We start from the raw sequence: 19,395 nt of genomic DNA on the forward strand, positions 1-19,395 counted from the left end.
TTTAATACAACATATTTATAAATTAATTTCTACCGGCAACACTTGCTAATTTAAAGATAGGAATTCTATACTTTTATTTTTATCCTTATTATAACTAGATTTCATACTTTTAATTCTATTTTTACTTATATTAATCTCAGGTACGTTTGTCCAATTTTTTTATAATTTAACATATACACATATAAATTAAAATATATCCAAACATACTCATATAGCTACTTTCTAATTATTAATGATGATGATGATGTCTTTTCTTTTTATCATCTTTTCCATTGTCTTTTTTAGAATCATTACTTCCATCTTCTTTATCTTCCCCACTACTTAATATGCTTTCCATTACGTCTACAGCTCCGCCTTCCGTTTTAACGTAAGCAATATGAGGTATTTCTATCATTACTATACCTTCATTGTAGGTAACCACAAGCACATTTCCAATTATAGCTTCTATAACTGCATTTTCTATTTTGTCCCCTGATTTAAAACCAATAACCACATAACTTTTAATTAATTTTGATAGTAATTCCTTCATTTGTATCCCTCCTTGTATCTATTGTCAGTAATATATTATGCTAGGTTATTTATATAGTTACTAGATATTACCAATTTTGAGATATGCAAGTGAACTCCTTTCAGCAAGCTGAAACATCGTGAAATCAGGTGGTGACTCTACCCCATCTCATTTAAAAGTTCCCCCTACGCTTCGCTTAGAGGTGGAGATATTAACCTTTAATGCATGAAAGGTTAAAAATTACAACATATAAAAAGAAGGTATATAGATTTAATTTACATAAATCTATATACCTTCTTAGTTAACTCTATACCCTAGCTCCAGTATTTATAGAATCTGTTGTCATTTCTAAAATCTCTGGTTTTGGAAGTTCTATGCCAATAGTTTCTTTCATAACATCTTCAATAGTGTCTACAAGAATGAATTGTAATTCAGCTTGAACATCTTTAGGAATGTCCATTAAATCTTTTTCATTGTCCTTTGGTAAGATCACACGTTTTATCCCTGCACGATGAGCTGCTAACACTTTTTCTTTAATTCCACCTACAGGAAGTACTGCACCTCTTAATGAGATTTCACCTGTCATTGCCAATTTAGGATCTACTTTACGACCTGTTACTAAAGAAGCAATAGTTGTAAATAATGCTACTCCTGCAGATGGACCATCTTTTGGAATAGATCCTGCTGGTACATGAATATGCAAATCATTTTTGTTAAATTCAATATACTTTAAGCTAAGTGCTAACCTTGAACGAATTAAGCTTTGAGAAATCTTAGCTGATTCCTTCATTACATCTCCTAGTTGACCTGTAAGAATTAATTGTCCACTTCCAGGCATAAGTGCACCTTCAATAAACAAGATGGCTCCTCCAACCGGCGTCCAAGCTAGTCCTGTTACAACACCTGGTGCATTGTTTTTACCCGCCTTATCATACTGAATAATTTCATGTCCTAGAATATCAAATAGCATATTATCTTTAATTACATAAGGCAAGTCCACTTTACCAAGTACAATCTTTTCAGATACTACTCTTGCAACTGCTGCTAATTGACGTTTAAGACCTCTTACTCCAGCTTCTCTAGTATATTTTTCAATAATTGCCTTTAAAGCTTCATCTTCAATTTGAAGTTGATCATCACTTAGACCATGTTGTTCTAGTACTGAAGCCCATAAATGTTCTTTTGTAATATGAAACTTTTCACGGCTTGTATAACTGCTGATATCTATAATTTCCATACGATCTCTTAATGGCTCTGGAATACTTACTAATGAGTTTGCCGTTGCAATAAAGAACACATCAGATAAATCATAAGGCACTTCTAAATAGTGATCTGAAAAAGTATTGTTTTGTTCAGGATCTAAAACTTCTAATAATGCACTGGCAGGATCACCACTTGCAGATGCCATAAGCTTATCAATCTCATCTAAGATAAATACTGGATTCTTTTCACCTGCACGTTTCATTCCCTGAATAATTCTCCCTGGTAATGCGCCAATATAAGTTCTTCTATGTCCTCTAATTTCCGCTTCGTCTCTGACTCCGCCAAGACTGATTCTAACATATTTGCGTTGTAGTGCTTCTGCAATACTCTTGCCAAGACTTGTCTTACCAGTTCCCGGAGGACCTACTAATAATAAAATTGATCCCTGTTTATTCTTTTTTAGTTTCATCACTGTTAAATGCTGAATAATACGATCTTTAACTTTCTCAAGTCCATAGTGCTGTTTATTTAATAGATTTCTTGCAGCTTCTATATCTATATCTCTAATCTGACTTTCTCCCCAAGGTAAACTTGTTAGTAAATCAAGATAATTTGCAATAACATTTGTTTCTGCACTATTAGGCCCTTGTCGTTCTAATTTACTCAGTTCATCTAATGCAATCTCTTTCACATCTTCAGGCATATTAGCTGCTTCTATTAATGACTTATAATCTTTTTTGTTTTTTGCTATGTTACCTTCTGATTCATTTAATTCTTCTTCAATAGCTTTAAGCTGTTGCCTTAGCATATTTTCTCTATAGTTTTTATTAACCTTATTATTAAATTTTGCTGCCATTTCCATTTGAAATTTTATTGATTCTTTTTGATCTATCAAGATATCTAGGAATCTCAAACCTTTCTTTCTCAATGAACGAATTTCTAAGAATGCTTGTCTCTCTTCAAAGGATAAATTCATAAATGGGAATAAATAAGCAACAATCTTTGTAATATCCTCTAATTTATTTATATATCCCACATAAGCTTCTGAACCCTTAAAGTTTTCACTAATTTCAGAAACTAAAGCCTTAATGTAGTTTATCATTTCTTTTTGATTTTTTTCATCTAAATCTATAATATCTGGGATAAGATTATAATTTACTCTGTAATTTGTACCATCAGGAATAAATTCTTGTACCTGAGCTCTTTCAATTACATCTATGGCAAATTCATAACCATCCTTTAATATTTTTCTGTCTTCAATCTTGATTAATGTTCCCACATTATAGAAATCACTTTGTCTATATAAGTCTCCAGTATGTCCTTCTCTAGGAGCTAATACAATGCCATAGAAATCATCCTGTGCAACTCTTTGATAAACTTCATTACCAATTTCTTTATTAACTTTTATTGTTATATTTTTTCCATGTAATAAAACTGTATTGGGTATAACAACTAAAGATAATTCCCTATTTACATTCAATTCTTTCATTACAATCATCTCCCATTATTTTAGTTTGACTATACTCCTATAACTTCTTTAACTTCAGGGATGTTATTTTTTAATTCTGTTTCGATTAAATTTTTTACTGTCATCTGAGAAAATGGACAACCACTACATGATCCTTGTAACTCAACCTTTACGATTCCATCTTCTGTAACGTCTATCAATTTTACATCTCCACCATCTCTTTGTAATGCTGGACGAACCTTATCTAATACTTCAATTACTTTATCTTTCATATTTATTCTCCTCACTTTTTAATATTTAATTTTTATATGTTTTCTTAGTAATTTAGTTAGTTTTTATTAACCTAACTTTATTTCTAAAATTTTTTAATTTTGTTTTTTTACTTAACTTTTGATAAAAGAGTTATTAATGTATTAATTTCATCTTCATCAAGACTCTCCATAATCCTAGATACTACTTTTTTAATAGTTAGATCTTCAAAGCGTGCTATGCATTTTCCCTTATCCGTAAGATGAATATAATACACTCTGCCGTCTTCATGACATTTTTGCTTGTAGATACAATCTAATTTAATGAATTTTTTAATCATTTCTGTAACTGATGGTTTAGATAAATCTAAAATTTCCGCCAATTTACTAGTGGTAACATATTCATACTGGTCAAATTTCTTTATATATTCAATTTGACGAAGTGTTAATTCTGACATACTGAATTCATCAACTAGTTTGCATGAACACTCACCCTTTATCTTCATTAATTCACTATAAGTGTCATAAAGCTCTTTATTAACATCCACAAGATCACCTCATTAGTTTGTTAGGTTTTCCCTAACAACATCGTAACTTATATTGTTTTGTTTGTCAATAGAAAAATCTGAATATTTAAATAAATCTTCCATTAAAAATAATTTAAATCTATTACAATCTACTATCTTTCTTATCTTCTAACTTGTCCAAAATATTATCTATCTTTTTATCCATCTCTTTATTTCTATTAATAAAATTTCTAAGCCCTCGTATTGCTATGTATATACCTGCTATAATTCCAATCAGTATTAGGAAATTAATAATTGTAGATATAATAGTAAAATAATTAGTTTCCATATAAATCCTCCTCTTTGTGATTTAATAAATCAAAATTGGGAAAAATTGCACCCCAGGGGTGTAATTTGGGGTTGTAATTTTTTTCAATTCATTTCAATACTTCTTTTACATATTGCCATGTTCCTCCATTATCCTTTGATTGGTACAAACCTTTTGAGCCTCCATTATAATCTCCATCAGATCCTTGTCCAACTAAAACATTTAGAATTCCATCTTTCTCATAAGGCATTCCAGGTAAATCAAAAGGATTATACGCTTTGCCACTACTTAATGTTACTTTCATTGCTGGAAAATCCACCTTTGTATAAGATACACCTCCATCTTCTGTTCGATATAATTCTCCATTCCTGCCGCCACTATGAGATAAACAAATAAATCCAAGCTTATTATTAAGAAAAGTTATTCCTGCTGAAACTCCAGTCATTCCTGAAAATGGATCTCCATTTATAGTCTTCCATGTGGCTCCAGCATCAGTAGTACCCTCTAATGAATAAGATCTGCTTCCCGCCGCAGCTGCCGTTATTTCTAAACGATACCCAACTAGCTTTGATAAATAAAATTTATCTGGGGCGTTATCTGATTGATCAGAAATCTTTTTATTTTCTTTTGAAGTATTTGATGTTTTAATATTGCCTAAACCATCTGTTAAATTATATCTAACAGGAGTATATTTATTCTCTTTACCTGGTACATATACAGACACAGTGTATCCTACCGCTTCAGAATAAGCATTAACAGCTGAATTTATATTTCCCTTTGAATCAATATAAACAACACCATTTGTATTATATCCAAAGCTTCTTTTACCATAATAAAGTATACCAAACTGATTTTCAGACCAGTTTCCCACTGTTTTCCTAAGGGGTATTACCTTCATTGTTTTAATTAACGGTTCTAAAAGTTTATCATCACTATAATCTGCCTTCACATAACCATTTAAATATATAGTTATATTCTCTGACTTATTTCTGTCATAAGTAATTAAATAGCTTTCTAATTTACCTTTAGTGTTTTTACCATAAAGATATGTATCAAAAGATGTAATTTTACCATAAGAATCAAATTTAAGACTAAAGCTACTTGCAACATATAACTTTTTAGGCATATCTACTTTTTTATTAATATCTGTAAAGATCCCTTCTATGCCATTTTTGTATATATTATCATCCTTAAGCTTTACAGTTCTTTTATATTTTAGATCTCTTATAAACCATGATAGCTTTCCATTATAATTTATTGTATTATGATATATTTTAACTCCATAAAAACATGTTATTAGAAGTAAAATTATTGCAACTGTACAAATCCATATAATTTTACAACGTGAGTATAACTTATATGAATCTACACTATCTTTGGCTGCAGCTGCTGGCTTTTTAACAATCCTAATTATTAGAATTATAAACCACGCTAAAAAAAATAGCATACAACCCGATAATACAGTTATATTATTATTAACTCTTCCAAACATACATAATTTATATAACTCATAAAATGAAATCCAATATACTAATATAAATATTGAGCAGGTTATTATTGATAAGATTAATCCTTTTTTTGTAACTTGTTTGTATTTTTTCATTTTTACCTCTTTACTCCATCTTAGGCACATTCAAATAAATAACTAGTCAGTATGCTAGTCTATTTTGAATCCCACCGCGTCAACAGAACCCTAAGATAGCTCACTATCTTAGGAACCTATTTCCTTGTTGACTTCAAAATATACGTCGCATCTTTGTCTTGTTATTTATTTTCATATGCCTTATTTTTATAAATATGATTATAAGATGTATTTATCTTTATTTTGTGAATACCATTTTGGAACTATCAAGTTAAAATTGTCATAATGATCAAATGCTTCAAGACAGCGTTTTGTCATTCCAATAATTTCTTTATTTCCAAATTTCTCTGCCCATTTAATTGAATACAAAGATGCATGTGCCACATATACAGCTTGAATTCTCCAAAATTCAGTTGGGGGGGTGCCATCAAAGTATCCATGAATTTGTCCTACTGAAAATGCAACACTATGTTCCACATCAAAGCTTTGAATTTTATAAAACTCCTCATATCTATCTCCACATTCCCAGCGATTAAAATCTATAACTCCAATTTTCTTATTAGTAGTATATATTAAGTTTCCCACATGAAAATCACCGTGCTCATAAACAGGTGGCGTCTTACATATAATCTCAATATTACTTCTTACAAATGCTATTGCATTTTCATCATTTGGAATACGAACAGCTGAATTTTCATATTTTTGTAACTGTAATAACTTTTTAGAAATCTTATTTACGTAAGGAACATCTTGTACATCTACTTGAATACTATGAATTTTTCTTAAAACTTTACCTGCATATATACCAAGGTTATATTGTTCTATTTTAGGTATAGAATTTAATCTTTCCTCAAGAGAATTACCATCTACCCAGCTTAAAAGCATATAAACATTTTTATGTTCATTGAAAAAACCAAACTCTATAGCTCTAGACATTTGAAAATCAAGAGCATTAAACTTCTTAATAACTTGAAACTCCTTCTTTTTCTGTTCATAAGTATCAGAAGATGATATGCGAAGTAAGTATTTAATATTTTTATTATCTTCTATGTAATATTTTTCATCAGATGACCAACCATATTCTATTTTTCGTATTTTTGTCCACATATTTGAATTAGTTATATCATTAAAATTATAATCCATTATATACCTCTTAAATTATAAATAATCTTTACTTCACGCTATACTACTAGTCTCTACTGATTATATATAACCAATAATACCATATTATTGGTTATATAGTAAATTATAATTACTAGAATTAAAAATCATAACTTTCATGACATTTCTATTGAATTTATAATATAATAATTTTTTAAAATAGGATGAATCTATATCTATACTGATAATGAAAAATAACAAACCTAAATATTTTCTTTTAGATTTCGAAGAATTTAGCAAAGAATCCGCTTCAGAAGAAGAAAATTTAAAAACCAACTTTTATAGTGATCTTTTTAATCGTAATATAGGAAGATTGCGAATTAAAACATATCTAATTTCTTGGGGCATACATAATAATAATAACACCAATTAATGCTATAATCCCACCAATCAAGTCAAATTTATCTGGAATAACATTATCTATTTTCCATCCCCATAAAATTGAAAGAACAATAAATATCCCTCCGTAAGTTGCATATACTCTACCAAAATTGGAATTTGGAGGCTGTAATGTAGGAATAACACCATATAAAACTAATACTACTGCACCTATAATTCCATATAAAACAGGTTTACCTTCTCGTAACCATAACCATACAAGATAACCACCACCTATTTCAAATACTCCCGCCAATATAAAATAAAACATTGATTGTACTAATTGCATATGTATACCTCCCACTTAAATCTATAATCTTGATACATAATTAATTACTATCTACTCCATCATCTACTTTGACCAATAAGTTGGTGGAACCAGCATCATGGGTAGCTTTGTATGAGAATCACCCTTAGCCGTGTTTAGCTGAGCCTGGGTAAGAAAAATGCTATTTGTGAGATTAGCTCCACTAAGATCAGCATCTCTAAGATCTGCTCCTATGAAATCAGCCCCGCTTAAATCAACTCCTCTAAGGTTTGCCGCAATAAGGCATGCTCCTCTAAGATCTGCACCTTTAAGATTGTTTTTTCTAAGATCTGCACCTTTAAGATTGTTTTTTCTAAGATCTGCACCAAAATAATCTAATGGCTTAGAGTTGTAGTTACGATTTTTTGAAGAAATTTTCTTTCTACTGCAAGCTTTAGCACGTACCATATCACTAGTATTTTTAAGCAGTATGTTAACCTTTGTCCTATTAGCATCTATATCCAAGGTTAATAGAGAATCAACGCCACAAAGAGTAAGAGCTTCAATACTATTCAACAATGAACTTATCTCAACTTTCACATTCTGGTCTGTTTGCAGGATAAATGCTTCTGTTAGATACCATATCATTTCATGAAGTTGCCTCATAATTAAAAACACATCAAACATTTGCTTTGCAGTTTCAGGATTTCTTCTCCAATCCTTTCCGCCATATGTAACCTGAGAAACTTTTTGTCCTGCTCCAAAGCAGTGATAAGCGGTACATCCTTTAAGCCCATTCTTCCTAAGATTTTTATGAACAGAACATTTAAAATCAGATTGTAAGTTTATGCAAGGCTTACCGGCATCTTTATTCGTTGGGAAACCTTCCGCAGCTGAAAAGTATAATGCTACACAACATAGTCCAAAACATTTTTCGCAGTCAATTTTCAATTCTTTATTACTCTTATATTCATGTGTATATATCATATTTATTTACCTCATATTAGAAAAATATAAATAATTCTTCATTTTCAAAATTTTTTTGTAGTGAATACGAACAATATAAGAAAGTTGCGAATTACTTATCTATCCTTTTTTGAATTACTCTGTTTTGCTACTTTTACTCTCATGTAAGCCACGTACTTTTGTAATTAATAAAGTCAGTGTTAAGAAATATATATTATATGTGCTATATGCAATAATTATTTAGCATTAAAATCAAATTTTGCATCACGCAATTTATTTATCTTTTCTTCACTCAAAGTACCTTGTCTGTAACATTTCCTTTGTCTAGCTATCCAGTATGAAAGCTCAGAGTTTTCATCTCTACGAACAAACATCCTCCCTACTTCATTAGTAAATTTAATATATTCTTCAAACATATTCTCCCATTTTTCATCTTTGTTAAATGTAAACCCAATTTCTTTTAATAGTTTTATTTGTTCATCAGAGAGAGGTTTCCTTTTTCCTTTTCCATTTAGTTTTTGTTTTTGTTTAATAGTCCATTCATGAAGAGAAAATTTATCTGCTGGATATGATTTTGGAACACAACAATGACCATTTTTTTCTTTGAATTTTTTGAATTCTTCGTATGCATCCATCCATCTTGAATCAAAACCCCAATCAAATCCTATTTCATTTAGTGCATTAATCCTTTCTTCTGTCATATGTTCTTTTTTACGTTGAGTACCAACCCAAAAAGCTAATTGTTGGTCATCATGATAATGTCTAGGAACTCTACAATGACCATTTTTTTTCTTGAATGCCTTTAATTTTTCATACATTTGCCACCATTTATATTCATTTAAGTCCCATATAAAATTTAATAAATTAAGCATATCTATTCTTGCTTCAAGTAATTTACTTTGTTTAAATAATGTTCTTTGTCTAGAACACCATTTATTTAACTCATATTCTTCTATTGATACTATTGTGGTGTCATAAATGTTTTTATATTTAACTAGCTTATTGTACCAGTATTCCCACACATTGCTTAATTTATCTTCAAGTTCATCAAACAACTCTTTTGTTTCTTTTGATTCATCAATAATTGTAAAAGAAGGGCAATTATTTTCTAAGCCTAAATTAGCTCTCTTATTTAGCTCTCTTATTTTTGCTTCCTCTAAATCTTCAATGAAATCACTAGTACATACATTGTTAAAGTTATTCACAAAATCAAATATAATCGGATTTTCGATATTACCACTTTGAAGTGCTCTTCCAATTTGTTGATAGAACACTCTTGGTGATTTAGTGTTTCGTAATAATATTACTCCAGAAACATTATCTATATGGAGTCCTTCGTTTAACATATCAATTGCAAATAATAAATAAATTTTTGAGTTTTCTTTTCCTTGTTTAAATTTATTTAGTTCATCGCCAGCTTCACTATCATCGCTTATTACTCTATATTTTTTTATATTATTACTTAGATTAGATTGCTTAAACCATTTTTCAACTAACCATTCCATTTCATATAGATGTTCTTTGTTTTCGCAGAACACAATAAACTTGTTTTCATTATTTTTAATATACTTTGCTATAATATAAGGTATACCCTTACTACTATCCCAATCTTTTCTTATAGAAGTTAATTTTTTCGAATAGATAGTTTTATAATTTTCATCTATATTAGAATTAGCTATCTTATTTGATAAGTTGCATACTTCTTCATCTAAGGTATAAAGTGCTGATATATAGGTTGGCATTGGAAGTATCTTTTTAACGATTGCTTCCGCTAAACTCAGACTTACAGCAATATTGTTCTCAAACAATTCTTTAGACATATCCCTTTCATTATCTGAATATCTTATAGGTGTTGCAGAAGTACCTAGAATAATACTCCTTTTATTGTTATCAAGCAGTCTTTCTACTCCTCTTCCCCAAAACTCTGCACCACATCTGTGAAATTCATCTAAGATTATTAAATCGTATTTTAGCAACTTCATCTCTTCTCCAGTAAGGTTTTTCAATTTAGCGTATGTCATAAAATCTGTGTTTTCAGCTATCCAAAAACATTTTTTCTTTACTTGCTCAAGTATATGTATCGATGGAGCTAAAACTATACATCTTTTATTGATGAAATCAGCTAAGTATTTTATTATAATATAGCTTTTACCAGTTCCAGTAGCTTGAATAAAGGCAATTTTCTTTTTATGTTTAAGAAGTTTTTTTGAGTTTTCATATGCAATTTTATTATGAGCATATAATTCTATATTAGGTTCTTCTGATGGTATTTTCCCATAGTTATCTATTAGTTCTGATACATAATCCCAACTTTCTAATTTCATATTAAACTCTTCAAGTTCTTTTGAAGCCTTAACAAAGCCATTAATTGAAATCATCAAATAACTATTACATTTATATAAATCTTTTGACTTTTTCTCAAATTTAATAAGTTCAATTTTAGTTTCATCAAATGTTAGAGGTCTATTATAGTTTTTTGCTTGAACTATTAAGAATATCTTTTCTGGCAGTTTAGGATGGTATAAAAGAATATCAGCTCCAGCATCATCTTTACCACCATTATTTACAGATAACCATCCGTTACCTTTGAATAACTCCACTAAATATTGTTCAAAAAGTGTTCCTTTTTGCTTGATATCAAATTTTTCAAGTATAGTTTTTATTACAGTAATATCTTTTTTTTAGTTAAATCAAGTAACTGAGATAATACTTGTTTTATCATATTTCATCCCTCTTGCTTAAATTATTCTACTGTAAATTATATAAGAAATGGCCTACTTATAAAATTAAATAAACCGCACAGTCGAAATTCTTATTATTCGCTTTATTTTACCTTTCTTTAATATCTTTTAAAGAAAATTTAAAAATAATATTCACCTATTTTTCCTCATATCACAATATTTCATCAACAATTTTAATTCCATTGCCTTTCATTTCCCATAGTGAAATAACTTTCATTAAATCCCCATCATGAGTTCCAAAATCAAAAGTTTCAACCCCATTTATAGGCACGATTATTCTCTTGTTGAGATTTTTCTCATTAAAATAAGTCTTAAGTGTAGTGGCAAAATGACTGACACATATATCGGCTTCACAACCCACCACTATGTAATTTTCTATAATATCTTCATTCTTTTCAAGTCATTCCTTAAAACCCGGTGCATGAAATCCATTGGTACTGTTTTTAGAAATCATAGCCGCGTCTTTTCCAATTACCTCCTCTGTATTTAGTTCATCTATAAGTTCACTTTCTTCTGTACCTTTTATGCAATGTTTTGCATAAGTAGTTAGTTCTGAAGAATTTTCTTCATGTTCATCTAAAAAGAATATCTTTTTATACCCATTACTCCTTTTGTTTAAATCTACAATAGCATCTATAATAGAATTAATTCTAGGAGATGAAAGCATTCCTTTGTTTACGAAGCCTTTTACCATGTCAACCGTTACTATTACCGTATTCTCCTCTGGAAAATCCTTTAAGTATACTGTGTTTCCTTTAATTTCTTTTTCCATATCAAAAATTTTATTAATATCCATAAAAGTCCACCTTTCTTCAGTAAATAAACATGCTTCCAAATAGGTCTGCTTCTAGCCTATCTTCCTCAATTTATTCATCCAATATTTGGGTTACCAAAGTCTATTGTTACTTATTCCATTAATATCATCTATTAACCCGTATATGCATCCAGTAAAAATAGCAAAATTTAATGATAAATCACTGGCTGTTACTATTCTCCAAGATTTAGTTCCTTTTTTATACATATTCCCCGCTGCTACTCAAAACATGGTCAAATGTATCCATATTGAGATTATTACTGTTTCACCGCACTCCGCCTTGCCTAAGCTACTACGGTTTGTATAGCACTCCACAACAGCTACAAGATGTACAATTTCTAATGGGCAGGTATAATTATCTCTAATCTTCATTATAATACCTCACGTATAAGATTTGTTTTTGCTAATAATTACATCTTAGTGTACTACTCTGATAAAAAGGCTGCTTTAAAATTCTAACAATATACCTCTAAAATCTTCTTTTCCTTTTCATGAACTTTAACAATTACTTCCTCTGTCTTCCCTGATACTCCCTTAACTTTTCTAAAGTCAAATATTAAGAGGTACCCATCCTCTAATCCATATTGCTCTAAATATTGGCCCAGTTGTACAAGTCCTTTTTCATGATACTTATCTCCCCGCCATATTTTAAGTTCCAGTATATATATCCTTTTTTCATAGGTTATAATTATATCAAACCTTTTTTCTTCTCCACCCTTTACTTCCTTAAAGGCAAAGCCTGTGCCATTTATTATGGGACTTAAAAAAGCAAGAAATAGTAATCTCCCATCCTCTTCTAAAAAAGCTTCTCTTTTTTCTGAGTGCTCATGCTTCATAAATTCCTGAAATTTTAATAATATCTTTATTACATTTAAGCTGCCATCTTTTTCTATAAAGTTTAATCTATAGTTGTAATTTGACATTTCAGCGTATTTATTTTTCCTTATGACCTTCATCATCATATGATTATAAAGGAGCTGTTCATAAATTTTGTTGTTTATTTTACAATTGCCATTTTGTTCTTTTAGAATACCATATATGGTCCCCAGATTTACTATTTCATCTGTCTTTATATAAGTTATACTTTCCCCTTCTAAAATTATTCTGCTGACAAAATCATATAATTCTTTATTATTTTCAATATTTTTAATCAGGCTTTGAAAGTTTGTGTTGTCTTCCTTTAGAAGTTCTTTTACAGCAAAATCTAAATATTCATTTTCCCAAATTTTATCATTCTTATCCATAATCTTTTCATCTATTATCTTACACAATTTACTTACAAAGAATGGATATCCTGAAGTATAAAAATAAAGTCTATCTGAGAAATATTCCCTATCCAATTTTACATTCTTATCTTTTATATAATCCTCAAGCATAGTTCCTATTTCTTCTTTTGAAAAACTCATATCCACATCAAAATCTGAAGCTATATTCCAAGGACTGTTATATTTATGTTCCTCATCTGGTCTCATCTTTAACTTCAAAGTCTTTACATCGTGTACTCCTGCTAATATTACGCTGTGAAAGGTTTTATCTTTTCCTGAATTTCTAAGCAAATACTTATTTCTGAGCATTCCTAAGAAACTTAAAAAAAGCTGATTGTTACTGCTTTTATCCACTTCATCTATCATCAGTATTACTTTTTTATTGACTTTCATAATAAATTTTGTGACAGCTTTTGATAAATCATTAAAGGTATTAACTTTGCTCTTTTGGTCTTCCAAAAAATCAGCTAAATCTTCATGCTGTAAAAACAAGCTATCAGCTAATATCTGTAAAAATTCTTTTACAAATCTCTGTTCTTCTTCAAAAATCAAATCCCCAACACCTTCAAAACTTGTAGATATAGTTAGGTATTCACTATTTTTGTCAAGTCTTCTCTCTAACATATACAAAGTAGTGGTCTTTCCATACTGTCTTGGTCTGTTTATTATAAAATACTCCTCATCTTCTATGAGTTTCATTATATTCTTCAATTTCTCCGATATATCTATCATATAATGTTTTTCTGGTATACATGTACCTGTAACATTAAATCTCTTGCCCATTATTTTTTCACCCCGCTTATTGTATATATTTTACCACATTATATAAACCTTTAAACAGAAAAAAAGCTGCAAGATATGCAGGATTTATTTTACTTACCACTTAAAATATTCTTCATCCTGTGAACTTTTTAATTAACTTGTTAACCCTATATATGGCATCCCTATTACTTTTTAATTATAAAACAATCTTTAGTCCACATCTAATTACTCTTGCTCCATAACATAAAAAAAGTTATAAGTTAATATAGATAAAGTTTAGTTATTTGTTATCCACTCAGACTTTAAAATTCCGTACTCATAGGTATCTGCCCATAAGGGTTCTCCATTAATATCTTTCTTAAAATATATATTTTTGAGAAGAGTTCCTTCATATTTCATTCCTGATTTTTGCAATACTCTACCTGATGCTTGATTTTTACTTCTGTGAAATGCCTGCACTCTATTGAGATGACCCTGACTAAATGCATATTCAATAACAGCTTTTAAAGCTTCAACTGTATACTCATTTCCCCATAATTTTCCTGAACTTCACGACTACTTATCCAGTTTTTAAATACGCTTTTAGTATCTGTTATTTCAAATTTACGGAGAATTAACCTTTTTGTTTCTATAGTTTGTGTTCCCATATGATTAAATAACATTACAGAGTACCTCGCATTTTTATAATAATAGATCTAATTTTCATTTTGCTGGCTATTTTAATCTTTTTAAAATAGCCATATTGTAGTACCTTTTATTTCTCCCAAGTATTTAACTAACCTAATATCTTATCAATAGCATATAAATTTTTAATTATACTATAATTTCTATAGGCAAATTTATTGTATATATACAATCTCCAATCTCTGCATAGTACAAAAGATTTAATACCTAGTTTTATTGCGCCCTCACAATTTCTTATGCTGTCATCAATAAATATAGATTCTTCAGCTGAAACATCTAATTCTTCAAGGGCTGCTTTATACATTAATTCATCAGGTTTAGTTACACCCTTTATTGAAGATACAACAAAAGATGAGAAATAATCTCTTAGATTAGCATTTATAAATACATTCTCCAATGATGGCCACGCATCTGACACCACTGCCAACTTATATTTTTTACTTAGTTTAGGTATAAGCTCAATGACATCTTTGAAAAATGCATATTTATTATAATTATATACTAAATCTCTGGTAATAGATTTTACATCTTCCTCTTTTAACTTTAATTGTGGCAAGCACTTTGAAAATATATTATAATATTGAAAAAAATGTGTGTATTCTTCCTCTTCATTTACAATTAAATTCTGCTTACTGATGTATTCACCTGCTTTACTAAGTGCTTCTCTCTTTTGTAAAGGTGATATGGAATCGAACTTTTTTCTATCTACATAATTGAAAAAATTAGGGGTTATAAACCAACTACCCGTAACCGGCTCATTTAATACTCTTCCAGAATCTATTAGAATAGCTTTAATTCTTTTATTATTAAATGCTAACGATTTTTTTGACATAGAACTTCCCTTCTTTATTCAAATAATTTATTTTTAAATTTTTCTATTCTTATTTTTATTGAGAAATATATAACTGAATTGAACATATATTTACTATTATTCTAAAACTTTCTCACATATCTCCAATAGAGGTAAATTAACAAGTTATTATCTCTATATCAAAAAAACGTTCTTGAAATTCTACAAGTGCTTCAATCTGTTGTCTATTATATTTATTAGAATTTCTTGCCACTACCATTTTATCTTGATTATCATCTATCAACCAACAATTAGAATACTATATAAATATATCCATTATTGTTGTATATTAAATTTGTTCTGGTATTTCCCCAATATAAAGCTAAAACTCTATATACTTAAATTTCTCAGTATATAGAGTTTTATATTTTAATTATCCATATTCAAACTCATACATATCATGATTTATATTTCAAGACTTTTTAACCTGACTAACTTGGCGTAAGTCTACCACGCACTCTGTGAAAGTGATTCACACCAAATTAAAATTTGGGTTCTCTACTTTTCTTCAAGGGGGAGTTTAACGCCAAGTAAGCCATGCATTTGCAGTTCTAAAATTCAGATGGGGTAAAAGAATCCCCACCTGAATTAAGAACTTGCTTCAATTACTATAAAATTTTCATTATTTTTTTGCAGGACATTTAGTATGATCTGTGAACCAAAAACATTTTTTACACCCAAAACACTTGTTTACAGGTTTACTATTTATAACATGATTTGCAAATTCATAATCTGCAAGCATTCCTCTTCCTATACTCACTAAATCTACATAGTCATTTTCGATTAAGAATCGTACCTTCTCTTCAGTTCTAATCTCATTAACAGCTATGACAGGTATATTAACTACCTCTTTTATCCTGCATGCACTGTAAGTTATAAAGCTACACTGAAAATCTTCTGGAACATCACCCTTTGGAGGATTCATACCAAAAGAAATATTAAGTAAATCAATACCAGCTGATTCAAATGCTTTGGCAGCTTTTATACCGTCTTTGCTCTGTGGAAGATATTCTCCCATACGCAGACTGATAATAAATCTATCTCCAGTATCCCTCCTAATCTCAGGTAAAATTTCTGTTAATATACGTGCCCTGTTTTCAATAGGACCTCCATATAAATCCTCTCGCTTGTTGTACTTTCCATCAAGAAATTTACAAAGTGTAAATCCATGGGCAAAATGATATTCTACCCCATCAAAGCCTATATCATAAGCTATTTTGGCTGCCCTTTTCATATCCTGCTGCATTGAATAAATCTGCTCACTGGAAAGTATATTGATATCCATATCTCCACATGACAATTGTATCATCACAACTGCACCATATTTATGACAGTTACTTACTATCTGACTCAAAACGTCTTTATTATCCTCTGTCCATAAATTTGTCCCCTGTACTGCACCAGACACATTGGTTGCCTGTACTATAATCAGCCCAGCCCCTCCTTTTGCACATTCTGTATAATGTTCAATATGCTGCTTTCCATAATAAGAACCATTATCTCCATGAAAAGAAAATGTTACCATTGGTGGCATAACTATTCTATTTTTAATATAGTGGTCGCGTATGATTATTTCATCCGATATTTTTGTCATATATCATGTCCCCCCTTGTATTCTTTACTAACAAATTTATACTTAATATAATAAGTATATCAGTAGGGTATAAGAATACAAGTACGCACATTTTAGTGCCTTAATATATGAGCATAATAGATGACTTTGCTAGTTGGACTAACTTCGATTACTCCAATCTTGATTGTACCCGTAGCAGCACATCTAGCAAAGCCACTAGAAAGAAGTCTAGTCAATAAAATTATTATAACTAAAGCTTTTATATTCATTTTACTTTGATATAATAGAATTATAAGAAATATTCAGTAATGCCAACTGGAAATACTAGAGGCTATTGATTTTGTTAAAGCAAAATCAATAGCCTCTTTTGCTTAAGGCACATTCAAAAAAATAATTAATGACAGCAGATGTTATATTACCAATCCATGAAATATCTTTAACAAAAATGGAGGTGTAATTGTTTAATTATTACAATGCTATCATATATGAATACTTTAAGTAATTTTGTTATATAGGATGTTTAGTTACTGAATAATATTAAATAGTTAGGGGGAAAAGTATATGTCTATTGAATTAAATGATAGTGAAAGAGAATTATTAAAGAAAGTAGAAGTCTGGCTTAAGGAACATAAGGAAGAACTAGTACAAGATATTGAAGCATGGGTTCGTATACCAAGTGTAAGTATATCAGATGAAAATACTAAAGGTGCACCTTTTGGAAAAGAATGTGCAAAGGTATTAGAACTTGCACTTAAACGTAGCAATGAATTTGGATTTAATACTAATAATCATGAGGGGTATGCAGGTTCTGTTATTTATGGTGATTATGAAAACAGTATTGGACTTATAGGTCATTTAGATGTAGTACCTGAAGGGGATAATTGGATTTATTCTCCCTATGAACCTGTTAGAAATGGAGAGTTTTTAATAGGAAGAGGAGTTTCTGATAATAAAGGTGCTTCTGTGGCTGCTTTGTATATTGCTAGAATATTTAAAGATCTAAATATTCCCATTGAGCATGGTATACATATTATCTATGGGTGTGCAGAAGAAACTGGTATGGCTGATTTGGCATATTATGTGCAGCATAAACAAGTTCCATTGGTCTCCCTAGTTTTAGATGGTAATTTCCCGGTATGCCATGGACAGAAAGGCGGATTTAATGGCAGATTATTTATACCAACCGGAAAACATCTCCTTAGTCTAAAAGGAGGAACAGCAAAAAATAATGTACCTGATTATGCAGAAGTTCTTCTTAAAAACATTTCATTGCCAGAGGTTTTGTCATCTTTGGATAAAGATTCAAAGAATATTTCAGATTATGTAAGAGCTGAGGAGCAATCTGATGGTATTTTAGTATATGCTAAAGGACGTTCAGGACATGCAGCTAGCCCTAAAGGTTCTCTTAATGCAATTTGGATTTTAGCTACTGCACTTAAAGAAAGTGGTTTATTTAAAGACAAAGATCAGAAAGCAGTGGATTTTCTATCTTCATTTTTATCAGATTATAATGGAGTGGGAGCAGGTATTGGATTTGAGGATGAAGTATCTGGTAAACTTACACTAAATGGTGGAATTATAAGATCCTTTGAAAATGGATTAGAGTTATTTATTGATATTAGATATCCTATTACATCAAATGAAGAAGATATAAAGCAGGCACTTAAGCTGAAAATTGAACCTTATGGGGTACGTATATTAGATGTTAGAAACAGAAAGCCTTATTTCATTGAAAAAGATGATGCTAAGGTAAAGGTATTGACAGATACTTATAATAGTTTACGTGAAGAACATAAAGAACCTTATGTTATGGGCGGAGGAACTTATTCCAGGGTATTACCGGAAGGCATTACTTTTGGACCTGGTTTTCCAGATATTAAAAAGCAAGGTATAGATTTTCTGCCAGATGGTCACGGAGGTGCACATGGACCAGATGAAGCATTACATATACCTTCATTGTTAGAGGCAATAAAAATTTATGTACTTTCAATAGTCAGGTTAGATAAATTGATATAAAGCCAAAAAGCATTTAATCTTTTTTACGTTAGATTAAGTGCTTTTTTCTTGTATCCAGTTAAAAACTATTGATATTTTATATAATAATATTCAAG

21 protein-coding genes are annotated in these 19,395 nt (G+C 30.0%); 1 reads left to right on the forward strand and 20 read right to left on the reverse strand.

Annotated features, from left to right (window positions below; translation table 11 throughout):
* Window positions 1–229 precede the first annotated feature (229 nt).
* The 20 genes from RH99_RS04600 to RH99_RS19180 form a co-directional block, all read right to left on the reverse strand.
* The gene (locus RH99_RS04600) at window positions 230–529 is read right to left on the reverse strand and encodes a hypothetical protein (RefSeq protein ID WP_010234569.1); all 300 of its coding nucleotides are present in this window, start codon (window positions 527–529) and stop codon (window positions 230–232) included.
* 286 nt (window positions 530–815) lie between these two features.
* Window positions 816–3,200 carry an endopeptidase La gene (lon, locus tag RH99_RS04605; RefSeq protein WP_010234571.1) on the reverse strand — a complete coding sequence of 795 codons (2,385 nt, stop codon included), beginning with the start codon at window positions 3,198–3,200 and terminating at the stop codon, window positions 816–818.
* 29 nt (window positions 3,201–3,229) lie between these two features.
* On the reverse strand, window positions 3,230–3,451 hold the full coding sequence (locus tag RH99_RS04610) for a NifU family protein (RefSeq protein WP_010234573.1): 222 nt from the start codon (window positions 3,449–3,451) through the stop codon (window positions 3,230–3,232).
* Window positions 3,452–3,558: 107 nt separating this feature from the next.
* Window positions 3,559–3,975 (reverse strand): MarR family winged helix-turn-helix transcriptional regulator, encoded by a 417-nt coding sequence (locus RH99_RS04615; protein ID WP_010234575.1) that lies wholly within the window; start codon window positions 3,973–3,975, stop codon window positions 3,559–3,561.
* Window positions 3,976–4,096: 121 nt separating this feature from the next.
* Window positions 4,097–4,282: a hypothetical protein gene (locus tag RH99_RS04620; RefSeq protein WP_010234577.1), complete on the reverse strand. Its 186-nt coding sequence runs from the start codon at window positions 4,280–4,282 to the stop codon at window positions 4,097–4,099.
* A gap of 88 nt (window positions 4,283–4,370) precedes the next feature.
* Window positions 4,371–5,864: a WD40/YVTN/BNR-like repeat-containing protein gene (locus RH99_RS04625; protein ID WP_010234579.1), complete on the reverse strand. Its 1,494-nt coding sequence runs from the start codon at window positions 5,862–5,864 to the stop codon at window positions 4,371–4,373.
* 198 nt (window positions 5,865–6,062) lie between these two features.
* Window positions 6,063–6,986, reverse strand: a complete 924-nt coding sequence (locus tag RH99_RS04630; RefSeq protein ID WP_010234582.1) for an aminoglycoside phosphotransferase family protein — start codon at window positions 6,984–6,986, stop codon at window positions 6,063–6,065.
* Window positions 6,987–7,335: 349 nt separating this feature from the next.
* Entirely contained in the window at window positions 7,336–7,671 is a 336-nt protein-coding gene (locus tag RH99_RS04635) for a YnfA family protein (RefSeq protein ID WP_010234584.1), read from the reverse strand.
* Window positions 7,672–7,734: 63 nt separating this feature from the next.
* The gene (locus tag RH99_RS04640) at window positions 7,735–8,616 is read right to left on the reverse strand and encodes a pentapeptide repeat-containing protein (RefSeq protein WP_010234587.1); all 882 of its coding nucleotides are present in this window, start codon (window positions 8,614–8,616) and stop codon (window positions 7,735–7,737) included.
* 215 nt (window positions 8,617–8,831) lie between these two features.
* Window positions 8,832–11,267, reverse strand: a complete 2,436-nt coding sequence (locus RH99_RS04645) for a Helicase associated domain protein (RefSeq protein ID WP_306301450.1) — start codon at window positions 11,265–11,267, stop codon at window positions 8,832–8,834.
* 220 nt (window positions 11,268–11,487) lie between these two features.
* Window positions 11,488–11,700, reverse strand: coding sequence for a cysteine hydrolase family protein (locus RH99_RS19635; protein WP_243441448.1), 213 nt, complete (start codon window positions 11,698–11,700; stop codon window positions 11,488–11,490).
* Between the two features lie 36 nt (window positions 11,701–11,736).
* Entirely contained in the window at window positions 11,737–12,132 is a 396-nt protein-coding gene (locus tag RH99_RS19640; protein WP_243441449.1) for an isochorismatase family protein, read from the reverse strand.
* A 90-nt stretch (window positions 12,133–12,222) separates the two neighbouring features.
* Window positions 12,223–12,357: a hypothetical protein gene (locus tag RH99_RS19870; RefSeq protein ID WP_010234593.1), complete on the reverse strand. Its 135-nt coding sequence runs from the start codon at window positions 12,355–12,357 to the stop codon at window positions 12,223–12,225.
* Window positions 12,358–12,605: 248 nt separating this feature from the next.
* Window positions 12,606–14,198 (reverse strand): P-loop NTPase family protein, encoded by a 1,593-nt coding sequence (locus tag RH99_RS04655; RefSeq protein ID WP_010234596.1) that lies wholly within the window; start codon window positions 14,196–14,198, stop codon window positions 12,606–12,608.
* A 255-nt stretch (window positions 14,199–14,453) separates the two neighbouring features.
* Window positions 14,454–14,672 carry a GNAT family N-acetyltransferase gene (locus RH99_RS19475; protein WP_202802433.1) on the reverse strand — a complete coding sequence of 73 codons (219 nt, stop codon included), beginning with the start codon at window positions 14,670–14,672 and terminating at the stop codon, window positions 14,454–14,456.
* 8 nt (window positions 14,673–14,680) lie between these two features.
* Window positions 14,681–14,839: a hypothetical protein gene (locus RH99_RS19480; protein ID WP_010234600.1), complete on the reverse strand. Its 159-nt coding sequence runs from the start codon at window positions 14,837–14,839 to the stop codon at window positions 14,681–14,683.
* A 113-nt stretch (window positions 14,840–14,952) separates the two neighbouring features.
* Complete coding sequence (locus RH99_RS04665; protein WP_010234603.1) at window positions 14,953–15,693, reverse strand: HAD-IA family hydrolase; 741 nt, start codon at window positions 15,691–15,693, stop codon at window positions 14,953–14,955.
* A gap of 136 nt (window positions 15,694–15,829) precedes the next feature.
* Window positions 15,830–15,955 (reverse strand): hypothetical protein, encoded by a 126-nt coding sequence (locus tag RH99_RS19875; protein ID WP_279373302.1) that lies wholly within the window; start codon window positions 15,953–15,955, stop codon window positions 15,830–15,832.
* Between the two features lie 378 nt (window positions 15,956–16,333).
* The gene (locus tag RH99_RS04670) at window positions 16,334–17,305 is read right to left on the reverse strand and encodes an NADH:flavin oxidoreductase (RefSeq protein WP_010234605.1); all 972 of its coding nucleotides are present in this window, start codon (window positions 17,303–17,305) and stop codon (window positions 16,334–16,336) included.
* 92 nt (window positions 17,306–17,397) lie between these two features.
* Window positions 17,398–17,553: a hypothetical protein gene (locus tag RH99_RS19180; RefSeq protein ID WP_158511934.1), complete on the reverse strand. Its 156-nt coding sequence runs from the start codon at window positions 17,551–17,553 to the stop codon at window positions 17,398–17,400.
* A 292-nt stretch (window positions 17,554–17,845) separates the two neighbouring features.
* Between RH99_RS19180 and RH99_RS04675 the strand changes: the two genes are divergently transcribed.
* Window positions 17,846–19,300 (forward strand): Sapep family Mn(2+)-dependent dipeptidase, encoded by a 1,455-nt coding sequence (locus RH99_RS04675; RefSeq protein ID WP_010234609.1) that lies wholly within the window; start codon window positions 17,846–17,848, stop codon window positions 19,298–19,300.
* Window positions 19,301–19,395 lie beyond the last annotated feature (95 nt).

Source organism: Clostridium arbusti SL206, assembly GCF_000246895.1.
Lineage (GTDB): Bacteria > Bacillota > Clostridia > Clostridiales > Clostridiaceae > Clostridium_I > Clostridium_I arbusti.

Coding starts and splice junctions, on each gene's coding strand:
- RH99_RS04600 (WP_010234569.1), bottom strand. CDS start 529: ATGAAGGAATTACTATCAAAATTAATTAAAAGTTATGTGGTTATTGGT.
- lon (WP_010234571.1), bottom strand. CDS start 3,200: ATGAAAGAATTGAATGTAAATAGGGAATTATCTTTAGTTGTTATACCC.
- RH99_RS04610 (WP_010234573.1), bottom strand. CDS start 3,451: ATGAAAGATAAAGTAATTGAAGTATTAGATAAGGTTCGTCCAGCATTA.
- RH99_RS04620 (WP_010234577.1), bottom strand. CDS start 4,282: ATGGAAACTAATTATTTTACTATTATATCTACAATTATTAATTTCCTA.
- RH99_RS04625 (WP_010234579.1), bottom strand. CDS start 5,864: ATGAAAAAATACAAACAAGTTACAAAAAAAGGATTAATCTTATCAATA.
- RH99_RS04630 (WP_010234582.1), bottom strand. CDS start 6,986: ATGGATTATAATTTTAATGATATAACTAATTCAAATATGTGGACAAAA.
- RH99_RS04635 (WP_010234584.1), bottom strand. CDS start 7,671: ATGCAATTAGTACAATCAATGTTTTATTTTATATTGGCGGGAGTATTT.
- RH99_RS04640 (WP_010234587.1), bottom strand. CDS start 8,616: ATGATATATACACATGAATATAAGAGTAATAAAGAATTGAAAATTGAC.
- RH99_RS19640 (WP_243441449.1), bottom strand. CDS start 12,132: ATGGATATTAATAAAATTTTTGATATGGAAAAAGAAATTAAAGGAAAC.
- RH99_RS19870 (WP_010234593.1), bottom strand. CDS start 12,357: ATGTATAAAAAAGGAACTAAATCTTGGAGAATAGTAACAGCCAGTGAT.
- RH99_RS04655 (WP_010234596.1), bottom strand. CDS start 14,198: ATGGGCAAGAGATTTAATGTTACAGGTACATGTATACCAGAAAAACAT.
- RH99_RS19480 (WP_010234600.1), bottom strand. CDS start 14,839: ATGTTATTTAATCATATGGGAACACAAACTATAGAAACAAAAAGGTTA.
- RH99_RS04665 (WP_010234603.1), bottom strand. CDS start 15,693: ATGTCAAAAAAATCGTTAGCATTTAATAATAAAAGAATTAAAGCTATT.
- RH99_RS04670 (WP_010234605.1), bottom strand. CDS start 17,305: ATGACAAAAATATCGGATGAAATAATCATACGCGACCACTATATTAAA.
- RH99_RS19180 (WP_158511934.1), bottom strand. CDS start 17,553: ATGAATATAAAAGCTTTAGTTATAATAATTTTATTGACTAGACTTCTT.
- RH99_RS04675 (WP_010234609.1), top strand. CDS start 17,846: ATGTCTATTGAATTAAATGATAGTGAAAGAGAATTATTAAAGAAAGTA.